Annotated in this window: 17 protein-coding genes and 3 pseudogenes; 15 read left to right on the top strand and 5 right to left on the bottom strand. The window is 62.9% G+C overall.

Translation table 11 applies throughout. From position 1 onward, the window contains the following. Positions 1–377 precede the first annotated feature (377 nt). Positions 378–1,985: an ABC transporter substrate-binding protein gene (locus tag AC0LPE_RS21865; RefSeq protein ID WP_490605224.1), complete on the top strand. Its 1,608-nt coding sequence runs from the start codon at positions 378–380 to the stop codon at positions 1,983–1,985. Positions 1,986–2,338: 353 nt separating this feature from the next. Here AC0LPE_RS21865 and AC0LPE_RS21870 read toward each other — a convergent pair whose 3' ends face one another. Beyond that, the gene (locus AC0LPE_RS21870) at positions 2,339–2,890 is read right to left on the bottom strand and encodes a MarR family winged helix-turn-helix transcriptional regulator (protein ID WP_230824686.1); all 552 of its coding nucleotides are present in this window, start codon (positions 2,888–2,890) and stop codon (positions 2,339–2,341) included. A 199-nt stretch (positions 2,891–3,089) separates the two neighbouring features. Here AC0LPE_RS21870 and AC0LPE_RS21875 point away from each other — a divergent pair, with 199 nt between their 5' ends. From AC0LPE_RS21875 to AC0LPE_RS21905, 7 genes are read left to right on the top strand one after another with little or no spacing between them, the layout of a single operon-like run. Further along, entirely contained in the window at positions 3,090–4,271 is a 1,182-nt protein-coding gene (locus tag AC0LPE_RS21875) for an acyl-CoA dehydrogenase family protein (protein WP_230824688.1), read from the top strand. Continuing rightward, entirely contained in the window at positions 4,268–5,374 is a 1,107-nt protein-coding gene (locus AC0LPE_RS21880; RefSeq protein ID WP_490605225.1) for an acyl-CoA dehydrogenase family protein, read from the top strand. The genes AC0LPE_RS21875 and AC0LPE_RS21880 overlap by 4 nt, the downstream gene beginning before the upstream one ends. A gap of 2 nt (positions 5,375–5,376) precedes the next feature. Next, the gene (locus AC0LPE_RS21885; protein WP_230824690.1) at positions 5,377–7,122 is read left to right on the top strand and encodes an AMP-binding protein; all 1,746 of its coding nucleotides are present in this window, start codon (positions 5,377–5,379) and stop codon (positions 7,120–7,122) included. Beyond that, positions 7,119–7,655, top strand: coding sequence for an FAS1-like dehydratase domain-containing protein (locus AC0LPE_RS21890; protein WP_230824692.1), 537 nt, complete (start codon positions 7,119–7,121; stop codon positions 7,653–7,655). Before AC0LPE_RS21885 ends, AC0LPE_RS21890 begins: the two co-directional genes overlap by 4 nt. Continuing rightward, positions 7,630–8,052 carry a Zn-ribbon domain-containing OB-fold protein gene (locus tag AC0LPE_RS21895; RefSeq protein WP_160874567.1) on the top strand — a complete coding sequence of 141 codons (423 nt, stop codon included), beginning with the start codon at positions 7,630–7,632 and terminating at the stop codon, positions 8,050–8,052. Before AC0LPE_RS21890 ends, AC0LPE_RS21895 begins: the two co-directional genes overlap by 26 nt. A 34-nt stretch (positions 8,053–8,086) precedes the next feature. Further along, complete coding sequence (locus AC0LPE_RS21900) at positions 8,087–8,503, top strand: MaoC family dehydratase (RefSeq protein ID WP_160874569.1); 417 nt, start codon at positions 8,087–8,089, stop codon at positions 8,501–8,503. Continuing rightward, positions 8,496–9,674, top strand: a complete 1,179-nt coding sequence (locus AC0LPE_RS21905; protein ID WP_160874571.1) for a lipid-transfer protein — start codon at positions 8,496–8,498, stop codon at positions 9,672–9,674. Before AC0LPE_RS21900 ends, AC0LPE_RS21905 begins: the two co-directional genes overlap by 8 nt. A gap of 105 nt (positions 9,675–9,779) precedes the next feature. Here the strand turns inward: AC0LPE_RS21905 and AC0LPE_RS21910 are convergent, their stop codons facing one another. Further along, entirely contained in the window at positions 9,780–10,367 is a 588-nt protein-coding gene (locus AC0LPE_RS21910) for an HD domain-containing protein (RefSeq protein WP_337200005.1), read from the bottom strand. A gap of 248 nt (positions 10,368–10,615) precedes the next feature. Here AC0LPE_RS21910 and AC0LPE_RS21915 point away from each other — a divergent pair. Both AC0LPE_RS21915 and AC0LPE_RS21920 read left to right on the top strand, forming a co-directional pair. Continuing rightward, positions 10,616–10,699, top strand: a pseudogene (locus AC0LPE_RS21915) (hypothetical protein); the annotation flags it as partial. Positions 10,700–10,746: 47 nt separating this feature from the next. Then, positions 10,747–10,921, top strand: a pseudogene (locus AC0LPE_RS21920) (IS110 family transposase); the annotation flags it as partial. Positions 10,922–11,023: 102 nt separating this feature from the next. Here the strand turns inward: AC0LPE_RS21920 and AC0LPE_RS21925 are convergent. Continuing rightward, on the bottom strand, positions 11,024–11,749 hold the full coding sequence (locus tag AC0LPE_RS21925; RefSeq protein WP_160874573.1) for an SDR family NAD(P)-dependent oxidoreductase: 726 nt from the start codon (positions 11,747–11,749) through the stop codon (positions 11,024–11,026). Then, positions 11,746–13,434: a class I adenylate-forming enzyme family protein gene (locus AC0LPE_RS21930; protein WP_443208831.1), complete on the bottom strand. Its 1,689-nt coding sequence runs from the start codon at positions 13,432–13,434 to the stop codon at positions 11,746–11,748. Before AC0LPE_RS21930 ends, AC0LPE_RS21925 begins: the two co-directional genes overlap by 4 nt. Positions 13,435–13,697: 263 nt before the next feature. On the opposite strand from AC0LPE_RS21930, the gene AC0LPE_RS21935 reads away from it, so the two are divergent. The 4 genes from AC0LPE_RS21935 to AC0LPE_RS21950 are packed head-to-tail and all read left to right on the top strand — an operon-like array spanning position 13,698 to position 18,138. Further along, positions 13,698–14,534 carry an alpha/beta fold hydrolase gene (locus AC0LPE_RS21935; RefSeq protein ID WP_443208830.1) on the top strand — a complete coding sequence of 279 codons (837 nt, stop codon included), beginning with the start codon at positions 13,698–13,700 and terminating at the stop codon, positions 14,532–14,534. A 31-nt stretch (positions 14,535–14,565) separates the two neighbouring features. Then, entirely contained in the window at positions 14,566–15,729 is a 1,164-nt protein-coding gene (locus AC0LPE_RS21940; RefSeq protein ID WP_160874579.1) for an acyl-CoA dehydrogenase family protein, read from the top strand. Between the two features lie 16 nt (positions 15,730–15,745). Continuing rightward, positions 15,746–16,627 (top strand): VOC family protein, encoded by an 882-nt coding sequence (locus tag AC0LPE_RS21945; protein WP_443208829.1) that lies wholly within the window; start codon positions 15,746–15,748, stop codon positions 16,625–16,627. Next, positions 16,624–18,138, top strand: a complete 1,515-nt coding sequence (locus AC0LPE_RS21950; protein WP_490605226.1) for an MFS transporter — start codon at positions 16,624–16,626, stop codon at positions 18,136–18,138. The genes AC0LPE_RS21945 and AC0LPE_RS21950 overlap by 4 nt, the downstream gene beginning before the upstream one ends. Positions 18,139–18,196: 58 nt before the next feature. Here AC0LPE_RS21950 and AC0LPE_RS21955 read toward each other — a convergent pair. Then, positions 18,197–19,478: pseudogene (locus AC0LPE_RS21955) on the bottom strand (IS256 family transposase). Between the two features lie 313 nt (positions 19,479–19,791). Here AC0LPE_RS21955 and AC0LPE_RS21960 point away from each other — a divergent pair. Further along, a complete protein-coding gene (locus AC0LPE_RS21960) occupies positions 19,792–20,619 on the top strand; it encodes a GntR family transcriptional regulator (protein WP_160874585.1) in 828 nt (275 codons plus the stop codon). The last annotated feature ends 26 nt before the right edge of the window (positions 20,620–20,645 follow it).

Below are 20,645 nucleotides of genomic sequence, written 5' to 3' on the forward strand. Positions count from 1 at the left end.
CGGAGCGAAGTTCTTCCCGGCCGAGCAACTCCGGAAGTTGCAGCTGTGGTCGCTGTCACCGAGGCGATGTTCACTCATGGCCCCTACAACTATTGCACAGCCAAGCCTCGATTGTTACCGTCGCCACATCGAAAGTGGTGCGCCGAGGCCGGCAGAGCGGCAGAAGTAGAGACCACTGACGCGGTCAGGCCACGCGCGCCACTACCCGTCAGCTCAATCTTTCTCTGCGCGCGAAGTATTGCCCTCGACAGCCGGGTAACGCAACACACGCACCAACCCGGTGACGACGGTCCGGTCCGCACGCAGGCGGCTTCTCCTAGCTGGGCGTACCACCTTTCGCACCGACGAGCAGTGTTCCAAGAGCATGGAGGCAATCAGTGACGATCAAATACTCGAGGTTCGGCAGGCTCCTGTCGACCATGGCGGTGACCGCCGTCGTCCTGGCGGGTTGCGCCAACACGACCGCGGGCGAAGACGACCAGAGCGGACAAGCGGACTCCACCTCGGTGCCGCGTGGAGTCGTGGGCGACCAAGGCGATCCGGGGACACCCACCAAGGGTGGAACGCTGAGCTTCGCCTCGTACTCCCCTGTCACCAACCTGGACCCAGCGAAGACTCAGGGAGCGGGCCCCACCGGGGGCACCGAAATGGCAGCCGTTTACGACGTGCTCATGCGATACGACGCGGATTCGCAAACGTTCGTGCCTCAGATCGCGCAGTCTCTCGAAGAGAGCGCAGATCGGTCGACATGGACCTTGACGTTGCGGCCCGACGTACGGTTCAGCGACGGTACACCTTTCGATGCCGACGCGGTGGTTGCCAGCATCGAGCGATACAACGACAATCGAGGACTCTACTCACAGCTGTTCACCGAGATCGTCCAGAGCGTCACCGCGAAGGACTCCAGCAACGTCGAGTTCAAGCTGAACAGAGCATGGTCCAACTTTCCCGCCATCCTTTGCTACGGGCACGGCATGATCGTGGCGCCTTCCGCACAGCAGGGTGACACCTTCACGCCTATCGGCGCCGGACCCTTCAGCGTTGTCAAACTACTACCCCAGCAAGAACTCGAATTGAAAGCCCGGCCCGACTACTGGGGTGGGGAACCCAATCTCGACGGTCTGAAGTTTGTCGCCGTTGCCGGTGAGCAGGCAAAAATCGAGACACTGAGGACCGGTGGCGTACAGGCGATCTACCTCCGGAACGCCGCCACCGTCAATGCCGCGAAGGAAGAGTTTCCCGGATTCATCGAGGCTCACAGCCAAGCGATGATCGGACAGATCAACCAAGCACCAGGGCGTCCCGGCGCGGATCGACGGGTACGTCAGGCGATGGCCTATGCCCTCGACCCCACAGTCCTCAACCAGCGAGCCCGGGACGGACAAGGCATGCCCGGTACCGACCTGTTCCAGCCGTGGTCGCAATGGCACGGCGCGGAAACCGGCGTCACGCCCGAAGCCGCCAGGGCCGAGCAACTGGTCGACCAGGCGAAGAAGGATGGATTCGACGGCAAAGTCACCTACGTCAGCATCAACGACCCCGATGCCCAGAAGCTCGCATTGGCTATACAGGCACAACTCAATTCGGTCGGATTCGACACCTCGATCGAGTACACCAACAGCGCACCGGACATGATCCGGCGTGTCTACGTCGACCGTGACTTCGACCTTGCGCACGGCGCATACAATGCCTCCGACATCGACCCCGAGATCCGCATGTTCAATGCGATGCACAGCAAGGCGAACAACCTTGTGGGTCTTGCAGACCCGAAGGCCGACAGCCTCCTCGCTGCGCTACTGTCCGCTCCGGATGCCGAGACGAAGAAGCAGGCAATCAACGACATCCAGACGTATGTGAACGAGAAACAACCGTTCCTCGCATGGGGAGCCAGCAGTACCTACGTTGCGTGGTCCCCGAACGTCTTTCGAATGAATCCGTCGATCGACCACATCATGTTGTTCGACAAGGCGTTCATCCGCGACTGATCTCGAACATTCCCTCGGGATCTGACGGACGATGGGGCAATCCGGGCCTGACATTCGAGATGTACCGCTGCAGAGAATGATTCTGCTTTCGTAGGTGACGCAAGGACGCCCGGTCTCCTGCCTACCTCGATGGTTGATCACGCGCCCTTTGCCGAGCGGGCCGCGCTCGGGTAGTGACACACGACTACCCGAGCGCGGCCTTCTCGTCGAGAAGATGCCTGCAACCCCGGGTAGTTCGCCCTCCACCTCATGAGCACGCAGACCGTTGCGGCCGCCCGACTGACTCTGCGAGCCGACCGCATCTACCCCATGAGTACTGCCGGCACTGGCACGACAGGACAATTCGCAATCGATCAGCCGGCCGCATCTTCTCTCTTCGCCTGACTTTGCTCGAGAAGAGCCGTGTACTCCTCGAAAAGCTCGACGAGCAATAGGCGGCGAGCAGGGTCCATCGGGTCCAGCGTTTCTCGCATCACACGCCGGCGCTCCTCGACGAAGCGCCCGACGGCCGCCTCTCCGCTCGGGGTACATCGAAGGACGACGTACCTGCGGTTGGCGGGATCGGTATAGCGCTCGAGGAGCTGCATCTCAACCAGAGGGTTGATTGCGCGTGTGACTGTCGAGGGGTCGAGTCTCAGCTTCGCGGCAAGCTGATTCATGTGCATCTCGCCGTGTTGAGCCACCACTTCCAGAGCGTCGATCTGTGCGACGCCGAGTCCCTGACCATCCACCGTGTACAACTTTGTCTGGTTCCACTCCCGCCGCTTCGTATGCAGAAAACGGCGGGTCACGTCGATCAAGCGGTCTCCGATAACCGCGGGTTCACTCTCGGACTGCAAGTCGCCCCATACCGGCGTGGTGATCCGATCGGGCACGAGCTCCTCGGAGTTCGGCGGAACAGGCATTCTCGTATCTCCTCAACACGTCGACTCCCACGCCTCTTGCGTGCCATTCTACTGCATGCGCTCCCCATAGTGGCTCTCTGCAACTGTTGCATCTACAAGTCTTGTATGTGCATCGAATAGTCGTTAGCCTGGGCACACACCGCGATCACCCCACCGCCGCAGCGTGGGGGCCGGGCTCACGACAGGAAGGAGGCAGCGGGTGTATCTACGAATGTCGGAGAAGACCGACAAGCTGCGCCAGGAGCTTCGCCGGTACTTCGATCTCCTACTCACAGACGAGGTCCGTGCCGAACTCCGGACGGAAGGCGCGGCCGGTGGCCCGACCCGCAGCCGGGTATTGCGGCAGATGGGCAGCGACGGCTGGCTCGGTATCGGATGGCCGACGGGCTTCGGCGGTCAGGGCAAAGGGCCGGACGCGCAATATGTCCTCTTCGACGAGGCATATCGCGCCGGAGCACCGCTACCGATGGTCACGCTCACCACGGTAGCCCCGACACTCATGGCCAAGGGTTCGGAGGACCAGAAAGAGTACTTTCTTCCCCGAATTCTTCGCGGAGAACTGATATTTGCTATCGGTTACACGGAACCGGCCGCCGGCACCGACCTGGCATCGTTGCGCACACGCGCAGTTCGCGACGGTGACGAGTACGTCATCAATGGGAACAAGGTGTTCACGTCCGGAGCCGACGGCGCCGACTGGATCTGGCTTGCAGCCCGCACCGACCCGGAAGCGCCCAAACACAAGGGCATTTCGTTGATCCTCGTACCGACCAGTTCGAACGGGTTCTCGGCAACGCCGATACACACGGTCGGCGGAGGGACGACGACCGCGACCTATTACGACAATGTACGGGTTCCGGTCACGAACGTCGTGGGCCAGGAGAACCGCGGCTGGGAAATGATCACTACCCAACTGAATCACGAGCGCATCGGTCTCGCAGCACTCAGCGGCACGTGCGAAGGGATGCTCGAGGACACCATTGAATGGGCCCGATGCGCAAAGTCGCCGGACGAACGCGCGGTGATCGAACTCCCCTGGGTCGCAACCAAGCTTGCGGAAGCGTATGCCCGAGTACGGGCCATGCAATTGCTGAACTGGCAACTCGTGGACGCGACCGGAGATCGATCTGCACTTCCCGGAGACGCATCCGCCGCCAAAGTGTTTGCCACCGAAACCGCAGTCGACGTCTATCGCATGCTACTCGAAGTGCGTGGCTCGACCGCGATGCGCATCACGGAGCAACCATGGCGGAGCGACTCCGGACGACTCGCTCTATTGAATCTCTCTTCACAGATCAACACATTCGGCGGAGGCGTAGCAGAGATTCAACGAGAAATCGTTGCATGGAACCGACTTGGCATGGCACGGAGGACTCGATGACCGGGCGCAGCATGGACTTCTCGTTCGACGACCAACAACAGATCGTTCATGAGCTCGCAGTTTCGGTGTTCGCGAAGCACAGCACCGACAAGCGGGTTGCAGAACTCGAACGCGCCGGCCAGGCGTTCGACAGCGAACTATGGACTCGTTTGATCGACACGGGGCTGCTGGATGTCGCCCTGCCCGCCGAGATCGGCGGCGGTGGCCTGGGCACGGTAGGACTGGCGATTGTGCTGGAACAACAGGGCAGACATCTCAGCCGAGTCCCCCTCGTGTCCACGTCCACCGCCGCGTCTTCCCTAGCGGAATTCGGTGATGTAGACGTCCCGGTCCTGCCGTCGATCCGGGACGGTAGTGCCCGCATCGCAGTGGCCTTGTCCGATCCCTGGGGCAGCGTACGTGCCGAAAGGCATGACGATGGCTGGGTTCTGAACGGGAGCCTACCTCAGGTCTACATGGCGGGATCGTGCACACACGTCCTCGTTCTCGCTGACGACTCACAATGCACTCGAACATTTCTGTTGTCCCTCGAGTGCGACGGACTCGAGATCGACCGCTTCGAAGGCATGAGCCGTAACATCCACGCCTCCATAGACTTCAACTCTGTTCACGTCGAAGATCGCAATCTCGTCGGCCGCCGATCACACTCCGGAGACCCGGCACGGTGGATACGCACCCGGCTGCTGACCGGGATCGCGGCGCTCCAGTTGGGTCTGTGCGAAGAGGCAGTGAAGCGCACCGCGGAGTACACATCTACCAGGGAACAGTTCGGCCGGCCTTTGTCGACCAATCAAGGGGTGGCAATGCGGGTGGCCGACGCCTATATCGACACCGAAGCCATCCGGTTGACGATGTTGGACGCAGCCTGGCAACTCGACCAGGGTGAAGACGCAGCGACAGCCGCTCTGGTGGCGGCATGGTGGGCACGTGAAGGTGGTGTCCGTGTAGTGCACGCGACCCAGCACCTTCACGGCGGTATGGGCGCCGACGTCGACAACCACATCCATCGATTCTTTCTTTGGGTTCGAGAACTCGACATTGTCGCAGGGCCGGCGCCCGCCCTGCTCGACGAGCTCAGTGCCGTCCTCACCGCAGGGATCTGAAGATGACCGATCCCAGAATGGTAGCCACGAAAGGAGTTCTGTTGAATCACGATGCACCGTTGACCACGGCGGACTTGCTACGGAGGCGAGCGGCGGATGACCATTCCGCCCTTCTTTTCGAGGACTCGCAGTGGTCGTGGCGAGAGTTCGTCGCCGAATCGAGCCGACGAGCGCATTTGTTCCAGAACCTCCATGACCCTGACCGGCCCTTTCATATCGGCATCATGCTCGAGAACGTTCCCGACTACCTGTTCGCAATAGGCGGTGCTGCCTTCGCGGGCGGGACGGCGGTCGGCATCAATCTGACTCGAAACGGTGAGGAACTGGCCGCGGACATCCGCTACACCGATTGCGAGATGATCATCACCGACAGCGTTCTCGTAAGACGCCTGGAGGGTCTCGAACTCGGGCTCCGCCCGGACAAGATCATCCTGATCGATTCGTCGGAGTACAGCAGTCGACTCGACTCGTATCGAGACCACGGAATACCGGATGCTCCTGCAGCACATGACCCACAGACACAGTTGTTGCTACTCTTCACTTCCGGATCCACGGGAAATCCGAAGGCAGTAATTTGCTCGACGGGTCGATTTGCGCGCATCGCATCGCGTGCGCACATGAACCTCGGGCGCGAGGACGTCTCCTACAACGCCATGCCACTCTTTCACGGCAACGCACTCATGGCGTGTTGGTCGAATCCTCTGTACACCGGCGGAACATTTGCGCTGGCCCGAAAATTCTCGGCTTCGCGCTTCGTCGACGATCTTCTGAAGTTCAAGGCGACGTACTTCAATTATGTCGGCCGCGCTCTTGCGTATGTCCTGTCCCAACCCGAACGTCCCGAGGAGAAGCAAACCTTCCTCAAATTCGCATTCGGCACCGAAGCGTCGAAAGTCGACCGTGAGGAGTTCGAACGTCGCTTCGGAATAGTTCCCACGGAAAGCTACGGAGCCAGCGAAGGCGGTCTCGCGATCATCAGAACAGCGGACACGCCCGAAGATGCCTTAGGACGTCCCCGAGACGACATGAGGGCAGCAATCCTCGATCCGGAAACGCTCGAAGAATGCGCCCGCGCCAGATTCGATCGGAACGGTCGCCTCCTGAATGCAGACGAGGCCGTCGGCGAGATGGCGAACCTGACGGGCGCCCGACAATTCGAGGGCTATTACAAGAACCCCTCGGCTGCCGACGAACGTATCCGAGGAGATATTTTCCTGACCGGCGACCTCGGATACTGCGACGAGGACGGCTACTTCTATTTCGCGGGCAGGGCCGGGGAAAAGTTGCGGGTCGACAGCGAGAACTTTTCGGCTGCGCCGATAGAGCGCATCCTTTCACGCCACCCTCAGGTTGTTCTTGCAGCAGTGTATCCAGCTCCCGACGAACGGACGGGGGACCAGGTCATGGCGACACTGCAAGTCGCGGATCCCCGACGCTTCGACCCGGGGGAATTTGCTCAGTTCCTGGAGGACCAACCCGACCTCGGAACCAAGTGGGCTCCTAAATATGTCCGAATCGTCACCGATGTTCCCGTCACCGCAACGCGCAAGATCAACAAAGTGCAGTTGCGCAACGAATTGTGGTACGTGGACGATGTCATCTACTACCGGCCGTCCGCAGATCTGCAGTATCGACTTCTGACACAGAAAGATGTGGACAGAATATCGGCAGACTTCGACAAGAACAGTCGAGCCAACCTTCTCACAGCTCTGCACACATCCGATTATGCGCAGTCGAGGCGGAAATGATGGACCAAGATCGTATGGAAAAGGAAATACTCCTGATCATCAAGTCGGGCGACGCACGGATCGCGGTTGCGCGGGATCCGGTGAACCGACCCATGATCCACCATCTGTGTGACGCATTCGGAGACCGGAATCCGGTATATCTGAGCCGCAAAGCGGCGGAAAAAGCAGGGCACCCCGATGTCGTGGCTCCGCCCAGTGCGCTACAGGTGTGGAACATGCCCAACCCCGGCGAGACCGATGCGTCGCCTTCCAATGGTGTAGAACGTGTCTACAGCCTGTTACGTGAAGGCGGTTTCGCAAACGTGGTCGCAGTGAACTGCGTGCAGGAGTACGCGCGATACCTGGTTCCGGGCGATGTGCTGACCTGTGCCGAGAAGGTCGAACATCTGTCACCGCGGAAGTCGACGAAACTCGGTTCCGGCTATTTTGTCACGACTCTCACCACCTACACGAACCAGACAGAGCAATTTGTCGGTTCGATGCGTTTCCGAACATTGTGGTACACCAATGAACAAGGCAGAGAAGATGATTGATGCGCTCCGACCTCGTCCCCCGATCAATGGTGACAATCGGTTCTTCTACGACGAACTGAAGGCCGGGAGGGTTTCTGTTCAAGGGTGCAGCTCATGCGAAGAATTGCGCCACCCGCCAGTGCCCATGTGTCCCAGCTGCCACTCGTTGGACTGGTCGCCCAGACAGATGTCGGGCGAGGGCGAATTGATCAGCTACGTTGTAATGCATCATCCCATTGTGCCGCCTTTCCAGGACGGGTACATCGTTGCCTTGATCGAGTTCACCGAGGGTCCACGTTTGGTGATGAACCTGGAAGGAATCGCGGAAGACGACATCGAGATCGGCATGAAAGTCGAGGTAACCGCACATGCGGTAGACGACGAGTTGACATTGCCGATGGCGTCACCGTGCGCGTAGCCATCCGCCATCGAACCCGAATAGGAGTACTCCCGTGAAGAGCTACCGAGCCGGTGATCGTCTTCCCGCCTCCGACGTTCCCGTTACGACGTACCTCGTGATCGCCGGTGCCATTGCCACACGAGACTTCCAGCCTGTTCACCACGACCGCGATGCTGCCCTAGCGGCTGGCACGAAAGACATCTTCATGAACATTCTGACGACAAACGGCCTCGTGGGCCGGTATATCACCGACTGGGCGGGTCCCGAAGCGCGATTGAAGAAGCTCGATATCACCCTCGGAGCACCGAACTTTCCCGGCGACTGCCTGACATTCACAGGGCACATAGACGAGCTCTCAGAGGACGGAACGGCTCGCGTGTCGATAGAGGGTCGAAACGCCTCAGGGGTCCACGTGTCGGGAACTGCCGTGCTGGCCCTGGACAGTAGCGAAGTGACTGCACATGCATAGCATCGTCGACAAGACAGCGATCGCCGGCATCGGAGCTACCGAATTCTCCAAAGCATCGGGGCGTTCCGAGCTGCAACTTGCCCTCGAAGCATGCAAAGCGGCTCTCGATGACGCTGGGATTTCACCGCACGAAGTCGACGGTATGGTGACCTTCTCGATGGACACCAACCCGACGATCGAGGTGGCTCGCGGATTGGGGTGCAAGGAACTGTCCTACTTCAGTCTGGTCGACTACGGCGGCGGGGCCGCTGCAGGTACCGTGCTACATGCTGCGATGGCAGTCGCGACAGGCGCTGCCGAAACGGTTCTGTGTTACAGAGCGTTCAATGAACGATCCGGCAAGCGCTTCGGTAGAGCTATGAGCGTGGAGGGATTGGCACCGGACGCCCGGTCGGCGCACTTCGGTTGGTACGTCCCCCATGGGCTGGTCACCCCCGCGTCGTGGGTTGCGATGCTGGCTCGTCGTTACATGCATGTCTCCGGCGCGACCAGCGAGGACTTCGGACGCGTCGCGGTAGCCGACCGCCGCCATGCAGCGACGAACCCGAACGCATGGTTCTATGAAGCGCCCATCACATTGAAAGATCACCAATCCTCGCGGTGGATAGCCAAACCGCTGCATCTTCTGGACTGCTGCCAGGAGTCGGACGGTGGTCAAGCTTTCGTCATCACCAGTCTGGAACGGGCACGCGACCTCGTGTCCAAGCCGGCTGTCATCCGTTCCGCCGCACAGGGGTCGGGATACGACCAGCACTCGATGACGAGCTACTACCGAGCCGACAAGGACAGGTTCCTGCCCGAGATGGGCGTCGTGGGTAGACAGTTGTGGTCCGATACCGGGTTGGGCCCGAAGGACATTCAAACAGCGATCTTCTACGACCACTTCACACCGTTCGTGTTGTGCCAACTCGAAGAATTCGGCTTCTGCGAACGAGGGGATGCCAAGCATTTTGTTCGTGACGGTGAAATCGAACTCGGCGGCAGCCTCCCGATCAATACGCACGGAGGTCAATTGGGTGAGGCCTACATTCACGGCATGAACGGCATCGCGGAAGGTGTTCGGCAGGTTCGCGGGACGTCGGTGAACCAGGTCGACGGAGTAGAGAATGTGTTGGTAACTGCAGGTACCGGCGTTCCCACAAGCGCCCTGATTCTCGGAACCGACGAGTAGATCGACGTGTTTCTCCGCCGTGTCGTCGGCTGGTGGGTGCCGACGACACGGTCATCTGCACACGATTCCTTGCAGATGCATGAGGTCGACTGGTCGCACCACTTGTCATTCCGACCCGAATCCCGATGCCGGGCGGCCGAATACCTCACGCAGCATCGGCAGGAAGTGATCGATCGGCAGTGTCGGGTAGGCCGGGTCGAAGGACACCTGATCCCATTCGGCGCAGAAGTGGGCACAGGTATCGAAATAGGGAGAGCCACGGAATTTTTCGCGTGCATTGGTATCGAGCCCGAGCCGGTCCCAGTAGTGGTAACCCTGGAATATGCCGTGGTGCTGGACGACCCAGGTCGATTCCGCATCCAGGTATGGACGGACGATCGACGCTGCCAATTCTGCGTGATTCGCCGGGGCCATGGCGTCGCCGACGTCGTGCAGCAGGGCGGCCACGACCAGATCTGTTCTGGCGCCTTCGCGGAGAGCCCTGGAAGCCGTCTGCAGCGAGTGCTCATAGCGGTCGACCTGGTATCCCAGCGTCGGTCCTTTGAGGGAGTCGAGGAGGTCGATCATGGTGTCGACCAAGCGATCGTTGAGGAACTTCTTCGACTCGGTGAAGATGAGATCGATGTCCTCCTTCGTCGACTCGTCCATTCGAGTGAAGCTGACAACGCGGTTCGGCCGGCCGATCTCGGTCACAGGGATTCCCTAAGTTCGTAGGTGCAGTTACTTCGTGAGAGTTGCGGTGAGCTGTAACCCGGGCGGGCCTGGCGAGGCTGCATAAGGTTTGCCCACTCTCGAGGGGGCTTGAAAGGACTGACCACCCGACCTGTCTGGACACCTCGGACCGCTGAGTGAGATCTGCGAATGATCGCTTGTTCAAGGAAATGCCGGCGGAGGCGTCCATCGGGGCCAGGCCGGAACACAAGCGAAAACGAGGAAATCCGATGACCGGTTCGCAACTCTGGGCAGGAGTCGACGTCGGCAAAGAACACCACTGGATATACGTACTCGACACCTCCGGGACGGTGGTGCTGTCGCGGCGATGCGACAACGACGAAGCAACGATCCGTGCGGTGATCCGTTGCGATCCCGCCTCTCGCGTCTACTATCAGCGCAAACGTGCCGAAGGTAAGCGTCCCGTCCAGGCCACGATCTGCCTGGCTCGGTGGCGCGTGGACGTTCTCTACGCGCTGCTCCGCGACAACCGCACCTGGCAACCGACTGTGCCGGTCACCGCGGTGGCGGCTTGACAGGATCATTGAGAATCCTTTCCTTGGCGAATACAGCATTGCGGCCCACTGACGTGCGCTCTTCCTACTGCCGCCGCGACCCTGCCGCAACGGCTTTCCCTCTCATCGGGTCGAATTCTCGTGGCGACCGATCGCCGACACCGGTATATGGGCGCCGGTCGTCGGCACGGATTCTTCAGACACCAGGAACGCGGCGGTCCGGGCTACCAGGTCGGTTGTCACCCACGCGGACCGGTCCGCGTTCGGTTGCGAATTGCGGTTGGCGGGGGTGTCGATCACCGTGGGCAGCAAGGCGTTGACTCGTACTCCCTCGGCGCGGTACTCGGTGGCCAGCACGTCGACGAACGCGAGCAGTGCAGCCTTCGAGGTGATGTAGCCGGATGCTCCCGGGAACGGGGCGCGGGCAGCTGCGCTGGAGATACACACGATCGACCCGCCACCGTTCGCGATCATGTGCGGCAGCGCGGCCCGGCTGGCCAGGAATGTCGGGCGTACGTTCAGGCGTAGCTGTGCATCGAAATCCTCGACGCTGGTTTCGTGGACTCGTCCGCCCGTCGCAAAGCCACCGACCAAGTTCACCAACCCACGCAGTGGTGCGTCGGGCCGCGAGGCTGCCACCTCGACCGCGCGACCGACCGCTGCTTCGTCCAGCGGGTCGGCTCGGACCAGCTCCAGCTCGCTGTCGGCGAGCCCGGCCAGTCGTCGATCGGCGTCCCCGGAACGAGACGGCACCACCACGCGCCAGCCGTCGCGCAGCAGCCGTTCAACGACTGCCACTCCGAGACAGCCTGTCCCACCGGGAACGAGTGCGGTTCCGGATGAATTCATCCTGGCGCACCTTTGCCCGCCGACTCGAGGCGGCCGACGCTCGCCGCAACCTCGAGTTCCCCGGCGGCGAGCGCCGCCAGAGCCAGTTCTCGAACCTGCCCCTTGGCCAGCTTGCCTCCCGAGGATCGAGGTATCTCGTCGACGACGAGTAGATACTCGGGCAGGTACTCCTTGGTCATCCCGTGCTCGACCAGATGCGCGTTCAGGCCGGGAAGGGTCAGCCGGGCAGCGGAACTTCCGCTGATCACGGCGCAGAGCCGTTCACCGAAAACGTTGTCGGGAAGCCCCACGGCCACCGCCATCTCGACATTCGGGTGGGTCTCGATTTCCCGCTCCACATGAGCGGCGGAGATGTTCTTCCCTCCCCGGATGATGATTTCCGCCTTGCGGCCGACAACCGTGAGATAGCCGCTGTCGTCGATGGTGACCAGGTCTCCCATGAGCAACGAGCCGTCCGGTGCGTAGAGCTCGTCGTTGGCCGCCGGGTCGTCGTAGTACCCCATACTCAGAAGTGGCCCCGTCCCACCCGGCTGTCCCGGTCCGCCACTCGCGGTGATGTCCCGTCCCTCGGCGTCGTACAACCTAACGGTCATCGACGGCACTATCCGTCCCGCGGTCGTCAGCCGCTTCTCCCGAGGGTCCTTGGTCGTCGTGTAGCTGAACGCGCCACTCTCGTTGGATCCGAAGAACTGCAGCACAGTGGCGCCGGTCCGGTCCTCGAATCGCGCTGCATCGGCGTAAGGCACCGCCTCCCCGCCGGTGAACATGACCCTCAGAGACGAAAGGTCGACCTGTTCCGCCAGATCGGACGCAAGCAGCATGCGAAATTGCGTACTGACGCAGAACAGAACGGTTACCCGTTCTTCCTCGATCTTTCGCACCATCTCTTCGGCGGAGAAGCGAGGCAACAACACCGCGGGTGTCCCGAGCAAGGTCGGCGCGAAGTGGCTCGTCCACAGTCCGAATCCGAAGGGGGCAGGGACAGCTGCGAGGAAAACGTCGTCAGGCCCGAGTTCGCCGGCCTCGATGGCCAGCTGAGAGAAGTGCATCCAGCGATTCTGGAACTGCACCACACACTTCGGCAGGCCGGTGGTCCCCGAGGTGGAGTTGAGCATCGAGACATCGTCCGGGCCGAGGGCACGCGGACGCACGAGGTCGTGCGGGGCGAAATCGATAGGGACCTCACGCCAGCTCCCGGCATCGAACCGACGCAGCGTCTGCACCTGCCCGTTCCCGATGACGAAGTGTATGTGGACCGACAACCCGGCCGTGAGCAGGAGCTTCCCCAACTGCTCGATGTCGCGACCACGGTCGTCTGCCCTGGTGATCAACGCGACCGCACCGGAACGGCGGAGCAGGTGCGTGATCTCGGCGTCACCGGCACGTGCGCCGATGCCCATCGCCACGAGACCGGCACGCTCGGTTCCTACCAGCGCCGCGTGTACGTCGGCGGTGTCCGGAAGGAGCACTCCGACTCGCTCTCCAGGCTCGATCCCGGCGCCGACCAGTGCTGCCGCGATCGCGTCGGCGTAGACGTCGTAGTCGCGCCAACTCGTCCGGTCGATACCCGCGATGAAGGCCGGCGCGGCGGGAATCCTCTTTGCGTGGTCGGCCACCACTTGACCGAGCGAGCGCGTACCCCACCAACCGGCTTGTTTGTAACGCGCAGCCACCGCGTTGTCCATCGTTACCTCCCGGGCCCGAACTCATGATCGTGTCGGCCATCACATGACGGCCGGATCCCACGGTAACGCCTTCGTGGCGGGATTATCAAACAATTGATTGGCTTTCCAATCGATCGATTGATTCGGTCGACGGCAACCGCTACCGTAATGCTCATTCGTGATCCGCCTCACACCGCGGTGCCCACCGTGATCGGCCCACCCCCAATGGGCCCCGTCGGCCTCACCCGGACGAAATGCACTCCCCGCAAAAGAGATTGGACAGCATGGAAACCCTCGACTACGACGCCACCACTTCCGAGCCATCAGCCACCGACCACCTGCACTTTCACGAGGCCGGGGACGGTCATCCGCTCGTGCTGTTGCACGGGTCGGGCCCGGGAGTCTCCGGCTGGTCCAACTTCTCCAAGAACCTGCCGGTCTTCGCGCGCAACTTCCGCACCATCGTCGTCGACATGCCCGGTTTCGGTGCGAGTCCGGATATCGAGTACGACCGCCCGTACCCCGAACTCGCCGCGGAGTCGATGATCAGGTTGCTCGACGACCTCGGTATCGAAAAGGCCCACCTTCTCGGCAATTCCATGGGCGGATGGGTTGCGCTCGAGACGGCGGCGCTCGCACCCGAACGCGTCGAGCGCCTGGTGTTGATGGGCCCCGGCGGCCTGTACGCGCCGCTGCTCGGACCGATGATGAGCGAGGGCGCCCGATGTCTGAACGCGTTCCTCGTCGACCCCACCCGTGAGGCGCTCGAGGCCTGGGTCCACTCGATGGTCTACGACCCGGCGACGATCACACCGCAGTTGCTCGACGAACGCTGGAACAACGCCACCGCTCCCGGGGCTATCGAGCGGATGCGCGCGGTCATGGCGTCGCTGGCACTGCCCGGCAAGGCGCCGTTGTGGGCACGCACGGACGAGATCCCACACCGGACCCTGGTCACGTGGGGCCGCGACGACCGCATGCTGCAGCCGGACGGCGCCCTGTTCGCGCTCCGCCGCATGCCCAAGGCGGACCTGCACATCCTCGGCGAGTGCGGCCACTGGGCCCAGATCGAACGCAAGCACGACTTCGAGGCGCTCACCACCGACTTCCTCACCCGTTGATTCCCCTCTGACACCGAAGGAGTTTCCTCACATGGAGTTCCAACACACCGCACTGGACACCGCCCTCGCCGCAGGCGACCGCCTGAAGGCACTCGAGGCGGAGTGCACCGAGGAGCGCCGTCTCGCGGCGGACACCGCGAAAATCCTGCGCGACGCGGGCATCATGCGACTCATCCAACCCAAGCGTTACGGCGGGTTCGAAGCCGATCCGAGGGTCTTCAACACCGCGATGTACGAGCTCGCGCGGCTGTCAAGCTCGGCGGGCTGGGTCACCGGTGTCGTCGGCGTCCACTCCTGGCACCTGGGTCTGTTCGCGGATCAGGCACAGAAGGACGTGTGGGGAGAGAACCCCGACGCGTGGATCAGTTCGTCCTACAGTCCGGCCGGCACCGCCAAGATCGTGCCGGGCGGCTACGAACTGACCGGGCGGTGGGGATTCTCGTCGGGCAGCGACCACTGCGACTGGGTCTTCCTCGGTGCGATGGTCACCGACGAGCAGGGGAAGCGCACCGGGCAGCACATCCATCTGCTGCTCCCCCGCGCCGACTACACCATCGACGACGTCTGGTTCATGTCCGGGCTCGCCGGCACCGGCAGCAACGACATCGGCGTCGACGGCGCATTCGTGCCCGAACATCGCACGCACGACGTCGTCGACCTCTATGCGGAGCGCTATCCCGGGAATGAGGTGAACACCGCCGGACTCTTCCGGTTGCCCTGGTACACCCTGTTCGTCAACGCCGTCGCAGTGCCGTTGATCGGCATGGCCCGCCGAGTGATCGACGAAGCTGTCTCGATCCACAAGTCCCGCTTGATGACCGACGCGTCCAAGATGCCGCACGCGGCCACACTCGCACGCCTGACCGAGGCAGACTTCGAGGTCGACACCGCGTACCGGATCCTGCAGTCCGACCTCGCCGACGCCTTCGGCGCCGTCGAACGCGGTGAGCCGGTCTCGATGGCGATGCGTCAGCGCACCAAACGCGATCACATCGCGGCCGTCGGGCTCGCGGTCTCGGCGGCGGACAAGGCCTACCAGGTGGGTGGTCCACGGTCGATCGCGCTGTCGAGTGCCCTGCAATCCGTCTGGCGCGACGTCCACGCCGGCCAGCATCACGCCATCAACCTGCCGGACATCGTCAATTTCGAGTACGGCCGGTACATGCTCACCGGCGAACCCGGCAATCTCTACTGATCTCGAGGAGTACACAATGCCTGTTCTGTCACTGGGATACCTACGGCTCAACGTCGAGTCGGCGGAGCGGTGGAATACCTTCGTCCGCGATTTCATCGGCATGATGCCGGTCGACGGCCCGTTGCCGGACTCACTGCACTACCGCATGGACCACTACCCGCCGCGCCTGGTCGTCACCGAATCTGCCACGCCGGGACTCGAGGCCGTCGGCTTCGAGGTCCTCAACCGCTCCGACCTGAAGGATCTGGTGTCCCGGGTCGAGGCCGCGGGCATCGAAACCCGTGCCGGCACCCCCGAGGAGTGTGCGCTGCGGCAGGTCACGGGCTTCGCCACATTCGACGACCCGTCCGGCAACCGTGTGGAACTGTTCTACGGGCCGGTGCTGAGCCATCGGCGTGTGGAGCTTCCGCACGTGTCCGGCTTCGTCACCGGCGATCAGGGCATGGGACACGTCATCCTCAACTGTGTCGACACCGAAGCGGCCTACGAATTCTACGTAGGCGTACTGGGATTCGCCGAACGCAACTCGCTCGCGTTGCCCGGCGGCACCAGCTACTTCCTCGGCTGCAACGTGCGCCAGCACACGCTCGGACTCAATCCTGCCGCGGGCCCTGCGCTGCTGCACTTCATGGTGGAGACCGTCGACCTCGACGACGTGGGCAAGGCTCTCGATCGCGCCCACGATCTCGGAGTTCCTATGATGCAGTCGCTGGGCAAGCACACCAACGACCGGATGCTCTCGTTCTACACCTATTCCCCCGAGGGTCACGCCACCGAGATCGGATGGGGTGGTGAGCGAATCGAAGACGCGGCCCCGACCTACCGGATCACCGAGGGCGCGGTGTGGGGCCACCGGTACACGCCGCCGCCGGCGGGAGCGAAGGGTCTCCCGCAGTGACGCGCACCGTCGACGGCGGGGCGCCGGAGGGCGGCACCGCCGCCGTCGCGGAGGACACCCATCGGTGGACGCCCCGGTTGGTCGCGATTCTGATCCTCCTGATTCTCGTCAGCGAGATCATCCCGGTGTCCGCGGTCCTCGCGGGTACCGCATTGCCTGCCATCTCGGCCCAGTACGCGACGGCACAGGCCGGCTGGACCATGACGATCGCGTTCCTCACCGCGAGCATCGCGATGCCATTGGTAGGCAAGCTCGCGGACATGTACGGCAAGAAGCGCCTGTTGATGATCGTGCTCGCCATCACTCTCGTAGGCTCCCTGCTGTCCGCGGTCGCGTCGAGCTTCCCGATGTTCCTCCTCGGGCGGGCGCTGCAGGGTGCGATCTTCTCGGTCGCCTTCCTCTCCTATTCGCTGATTCGGGATGTCTTCCCGGAGAAGATCGTGCCGTTCGCGGTCAGTGTCACCGTGACCGGCACCGGTATCGTCGTCGTGCTGCAGCCGTTCCTCGCGGGTTGGCTCATCGACAATCACGGAGTCGCTGGCGCCTTCTGGTTCGTCACCGTCCTCACGGCGATACTGGCGGTCGCCGCACTGCTCGTGGTTCCGGAATGCCTGGTGCGGTCGACGGATTCGCGTCCCGATCTGGTAGGTGCGTTCTTGCTGGGCAGCTCGGTCGCTGCCGTTCTGGTCGCGGTGAGCTCGGCGCCGCAGTGGGGCTGGACCAGCCCCGGAACCCTCGGTCTGCTGGCAGTCGGGTGCGCGCTGTTCTCGGCCTGGATCGTGCAGGCGGGCCACGTCCCCGAGCCGCTGGTCGATCTGCAGCAATTGCGACGTCCGGCGCTGCTGTACACGGTGCTCGCCTCGGGCCTGGTTTACGGCGTCGGCACCACGGCCAGTTCGATCCTCGCGATCATGGCGATGACACCTCGCGAGACCGGCGGCGACTATGGATTCGGCATGACGGCCAGTGAGTTCGCGATCTTCGGCGTGATCAACGGAATCGGCATCGTCGTCGGCGGGTTGATCGTCGGGCTCACCGTACGGCGACTCGGAGCGAAGGCGCACATGGTCGCGGCGGCGGTCGCCATCGCGGTCGGCGCGCTGACGATGGGCCTCGGTCGGGGCGACGAACTGCTCGTGCTCACCGCGACCGGCCTGGCCCATCTCGGTGTGGGGCTCGCGGGCGCCGCGATCCCGAACCTCGTCATCGCGGCGGTGCCACCCGAACATCAGGTAGTCAGCTCCAGCCTCACCGAAGTGAGTCGCACGCTGATGGCGGGGGTCGGCACGACCGTGGTGTTCGTGATACTCAATGCGAACATTCAGGCGGTGGCCGATGGAATTCCGTTGTACGGGGGCATCGGCTTCCAGTGGGCCTACATGTTGATCGCCGCATGCGCACTGCTCGGTGGCCTGGTGGCAACGCAGCTGCCCGGAAGAAACGATGCACCATCGGTCTGCCCCCCGCGCAGCATCGGCACCGGACCCACCGCCCGAACGACCGAGTCTTGATCCTCATGGAGGGGTCAAGTCCCCAGAAGTGGTGTAGCGCTGCGTGACCCCGTAGGTCTCAGGCGCTGAGTGCAGGCATGGTGTCCGCTCTCATCTCGCTGTCGGTGTCGGTGACGGTGTTCAGACGGCATCGAGCCAGCACGTCGAAGCCGAGATAGCTTCGGCCTTCGAGCCATTCGTCGGTCTGTTCGGCGAGCACCGCACCGACCGGACGGACGATCGCGCCCCGATTCGGGAAGATCCCGACCGCGTCGGTGCGGCGCCGGATCTCCTTGTTCAGCCTCTCGGTGGGGTTGTTCGACCAGATCTGACTCCACACGTCCTTCGGAAAGGCGGTGAACGCCAGGATGTCCTCTCGGGCCTGCCCGAGATGCTCGGCCACCGCGGGGAGTTTGTCGTCGACGTAGTCGAGCAGCCGACCGAACTGGGCGTGCACCGACGTAGCATCGGGCTGGTCGTAGACTTCAGTGCTGCATCGCCTTCACCGCCGGCCACATGGTCTTCGGACAGATCGACATGAGATTGGCTGCGTAGTGCGTTCGGCAGCGTTGCCACACCGTGCCGGGCAGATTCGCCGCGATCGCCTCGCGCAGACCGACATGCGCATCGGAGGTCACCAGGCGGACCCCGCCCAGGCCTCGGGCGACCAGGTCGGCGAAGAACTCGTTCCATGCTGGTCCGGTCTCACTGGTGGCCACCCGCATACCGAGCACCTCACGGTGAGCGTCACCGTTCACACCCGTCGCCAGCAGCACGACGGCACCCACGACACGGCCGCCTTCGCGCACCTTCATCGTCAGCGCATCCGCAGCGACGAACGTGAACGGCCCTGCGGTGTCCAGGCGCCGATGCCGAAAATCGTCGACGATCTCGTCGAGCTCGGTGGCCATGCGCGAGACCTGCGACTTCGCTCCCCTAGCACTGCGTGCAGGGAGGTACCCCCAACGAGTCGATGCCGAGGGTCTTGACGAGCTTGTCCATCCGGCGGGGTCGAGACCTCGGCGAGGTAGCAGTCGGCAACCACGGTGATCAGGGCGGATTCGGCACGCTTACGGCGTTCGAGCAGCTATTCGGGAAAGTAGGTGCCCGTGCGCAGTTCGGGAATCGCGATGTCGACGGTGCCGACACGGGTATCGAGACTGCGGTGGCGGTAGCCGTTACGCCGGGTGGTGCGCTCAGATGAGCGCTGTCCCCATTCGGCGCCGACGACCGCGTCGGCGTCGGCCGAGAGCAGGGCGTTGATGATGGTCTGCAGCAACGTGCGCATCAGATCCTTCAGATGCTTCGGCCAAGGCCTCGCCAAGCAGGCCGGCGGGGTCGACAATGTTCGGTGCGGTCATCGTGATGCTCCGATCGAGAGTGCTGTGGAAGGTTCACTCGAAAGGATCACGCGGTGGCCGTGTCTCGTGGAGGCGAATCCGCCAACGAGACGAGGACCGCGTTACACCACTATCCGGGACTCAACTCATGGAGGATCCGCCGGGCGGGCGGTGCGCCGCGCCGTCGGCGAATGTTCGGGATGACAGCGGCCGATGTGGCACAGGTAAGCCGCGACGAACCATCCTGGTGGGCACCGAGGTGACAACCGTGGGCCACAGGTAAGTTGCCTAAATTTGGTAACTTTATTCATATGGATTACAGGGGCAGAAGGACGTGACAGCGGTACCTGCACAGGGACGGGACGGGAAATCGCAGAGTCCCGATCCGAGCAGCCTGCGCTGGCGGCGGCTGGCCGAGATGGTGGCAGACCAGATCCGCGAGCGCATCCTGCGCGGCGACCTGAACGAGGGGGACCTCCTGCCGAAGGAGGCCGAACTGCGCGAGCAGTACCCGGTGAACGTGCAGTCCCTGCGTGAAGCCCTGCGCATCCTCGAAGCCGAGGGTCTCGTCCGTGTCCGTCGCGGTAACCGGGGCGGAGCCGTCGTGCACCGACCCACCCCCGGAAATGTCGCATACAGCCTCTCGATGGTGCTCGCGATGTCGGGGACGGACATCGACGACGTCGGCCGCGCTCTCCACGAGGTCGAGCCGATGTGCGCGGCCCTGTGCGCGGAACGCGAAGACAGGAGCACCGAAGTGGTTCCGGTCCTTCGCGCGCTGCACGAGGAATCCCTCTCGAAGATCGACGATCTCGTTGCCGCGACCACGCTCTCGCGACGGTTTCACGAATCCGTGGTGCACCTGTGTGGAAACCGGTCGTTGATCGTGCTGGCGGGAGCCCTCGAAGCCCTGTGGTCGAGCCACGTGACGGGTTGGGCCAGCGAGCGAGCGAACCCGGAGAGCATCCCGCCGGCCGAACGAGCGCAGGCGTTGGCCGTGCACGGCCAAATCCTGCAGTGCATCGAGGACGGCGACGCCGCATCGGCGCGGGTGATCGCGGCCCGGCACCTCCGGGACGTACAAACCTATCCGCACGACCCGGAACGACCTGCCGTTGCCCTCGATCCCGCGGTCGCGCGGGACCGCTTGTTCTTCGGTTGAACGGGCCCGGCCGGACGGCCGGTCCC

This window comes from Rhodococcus sp. S3 (assembly GCF_058211795.1).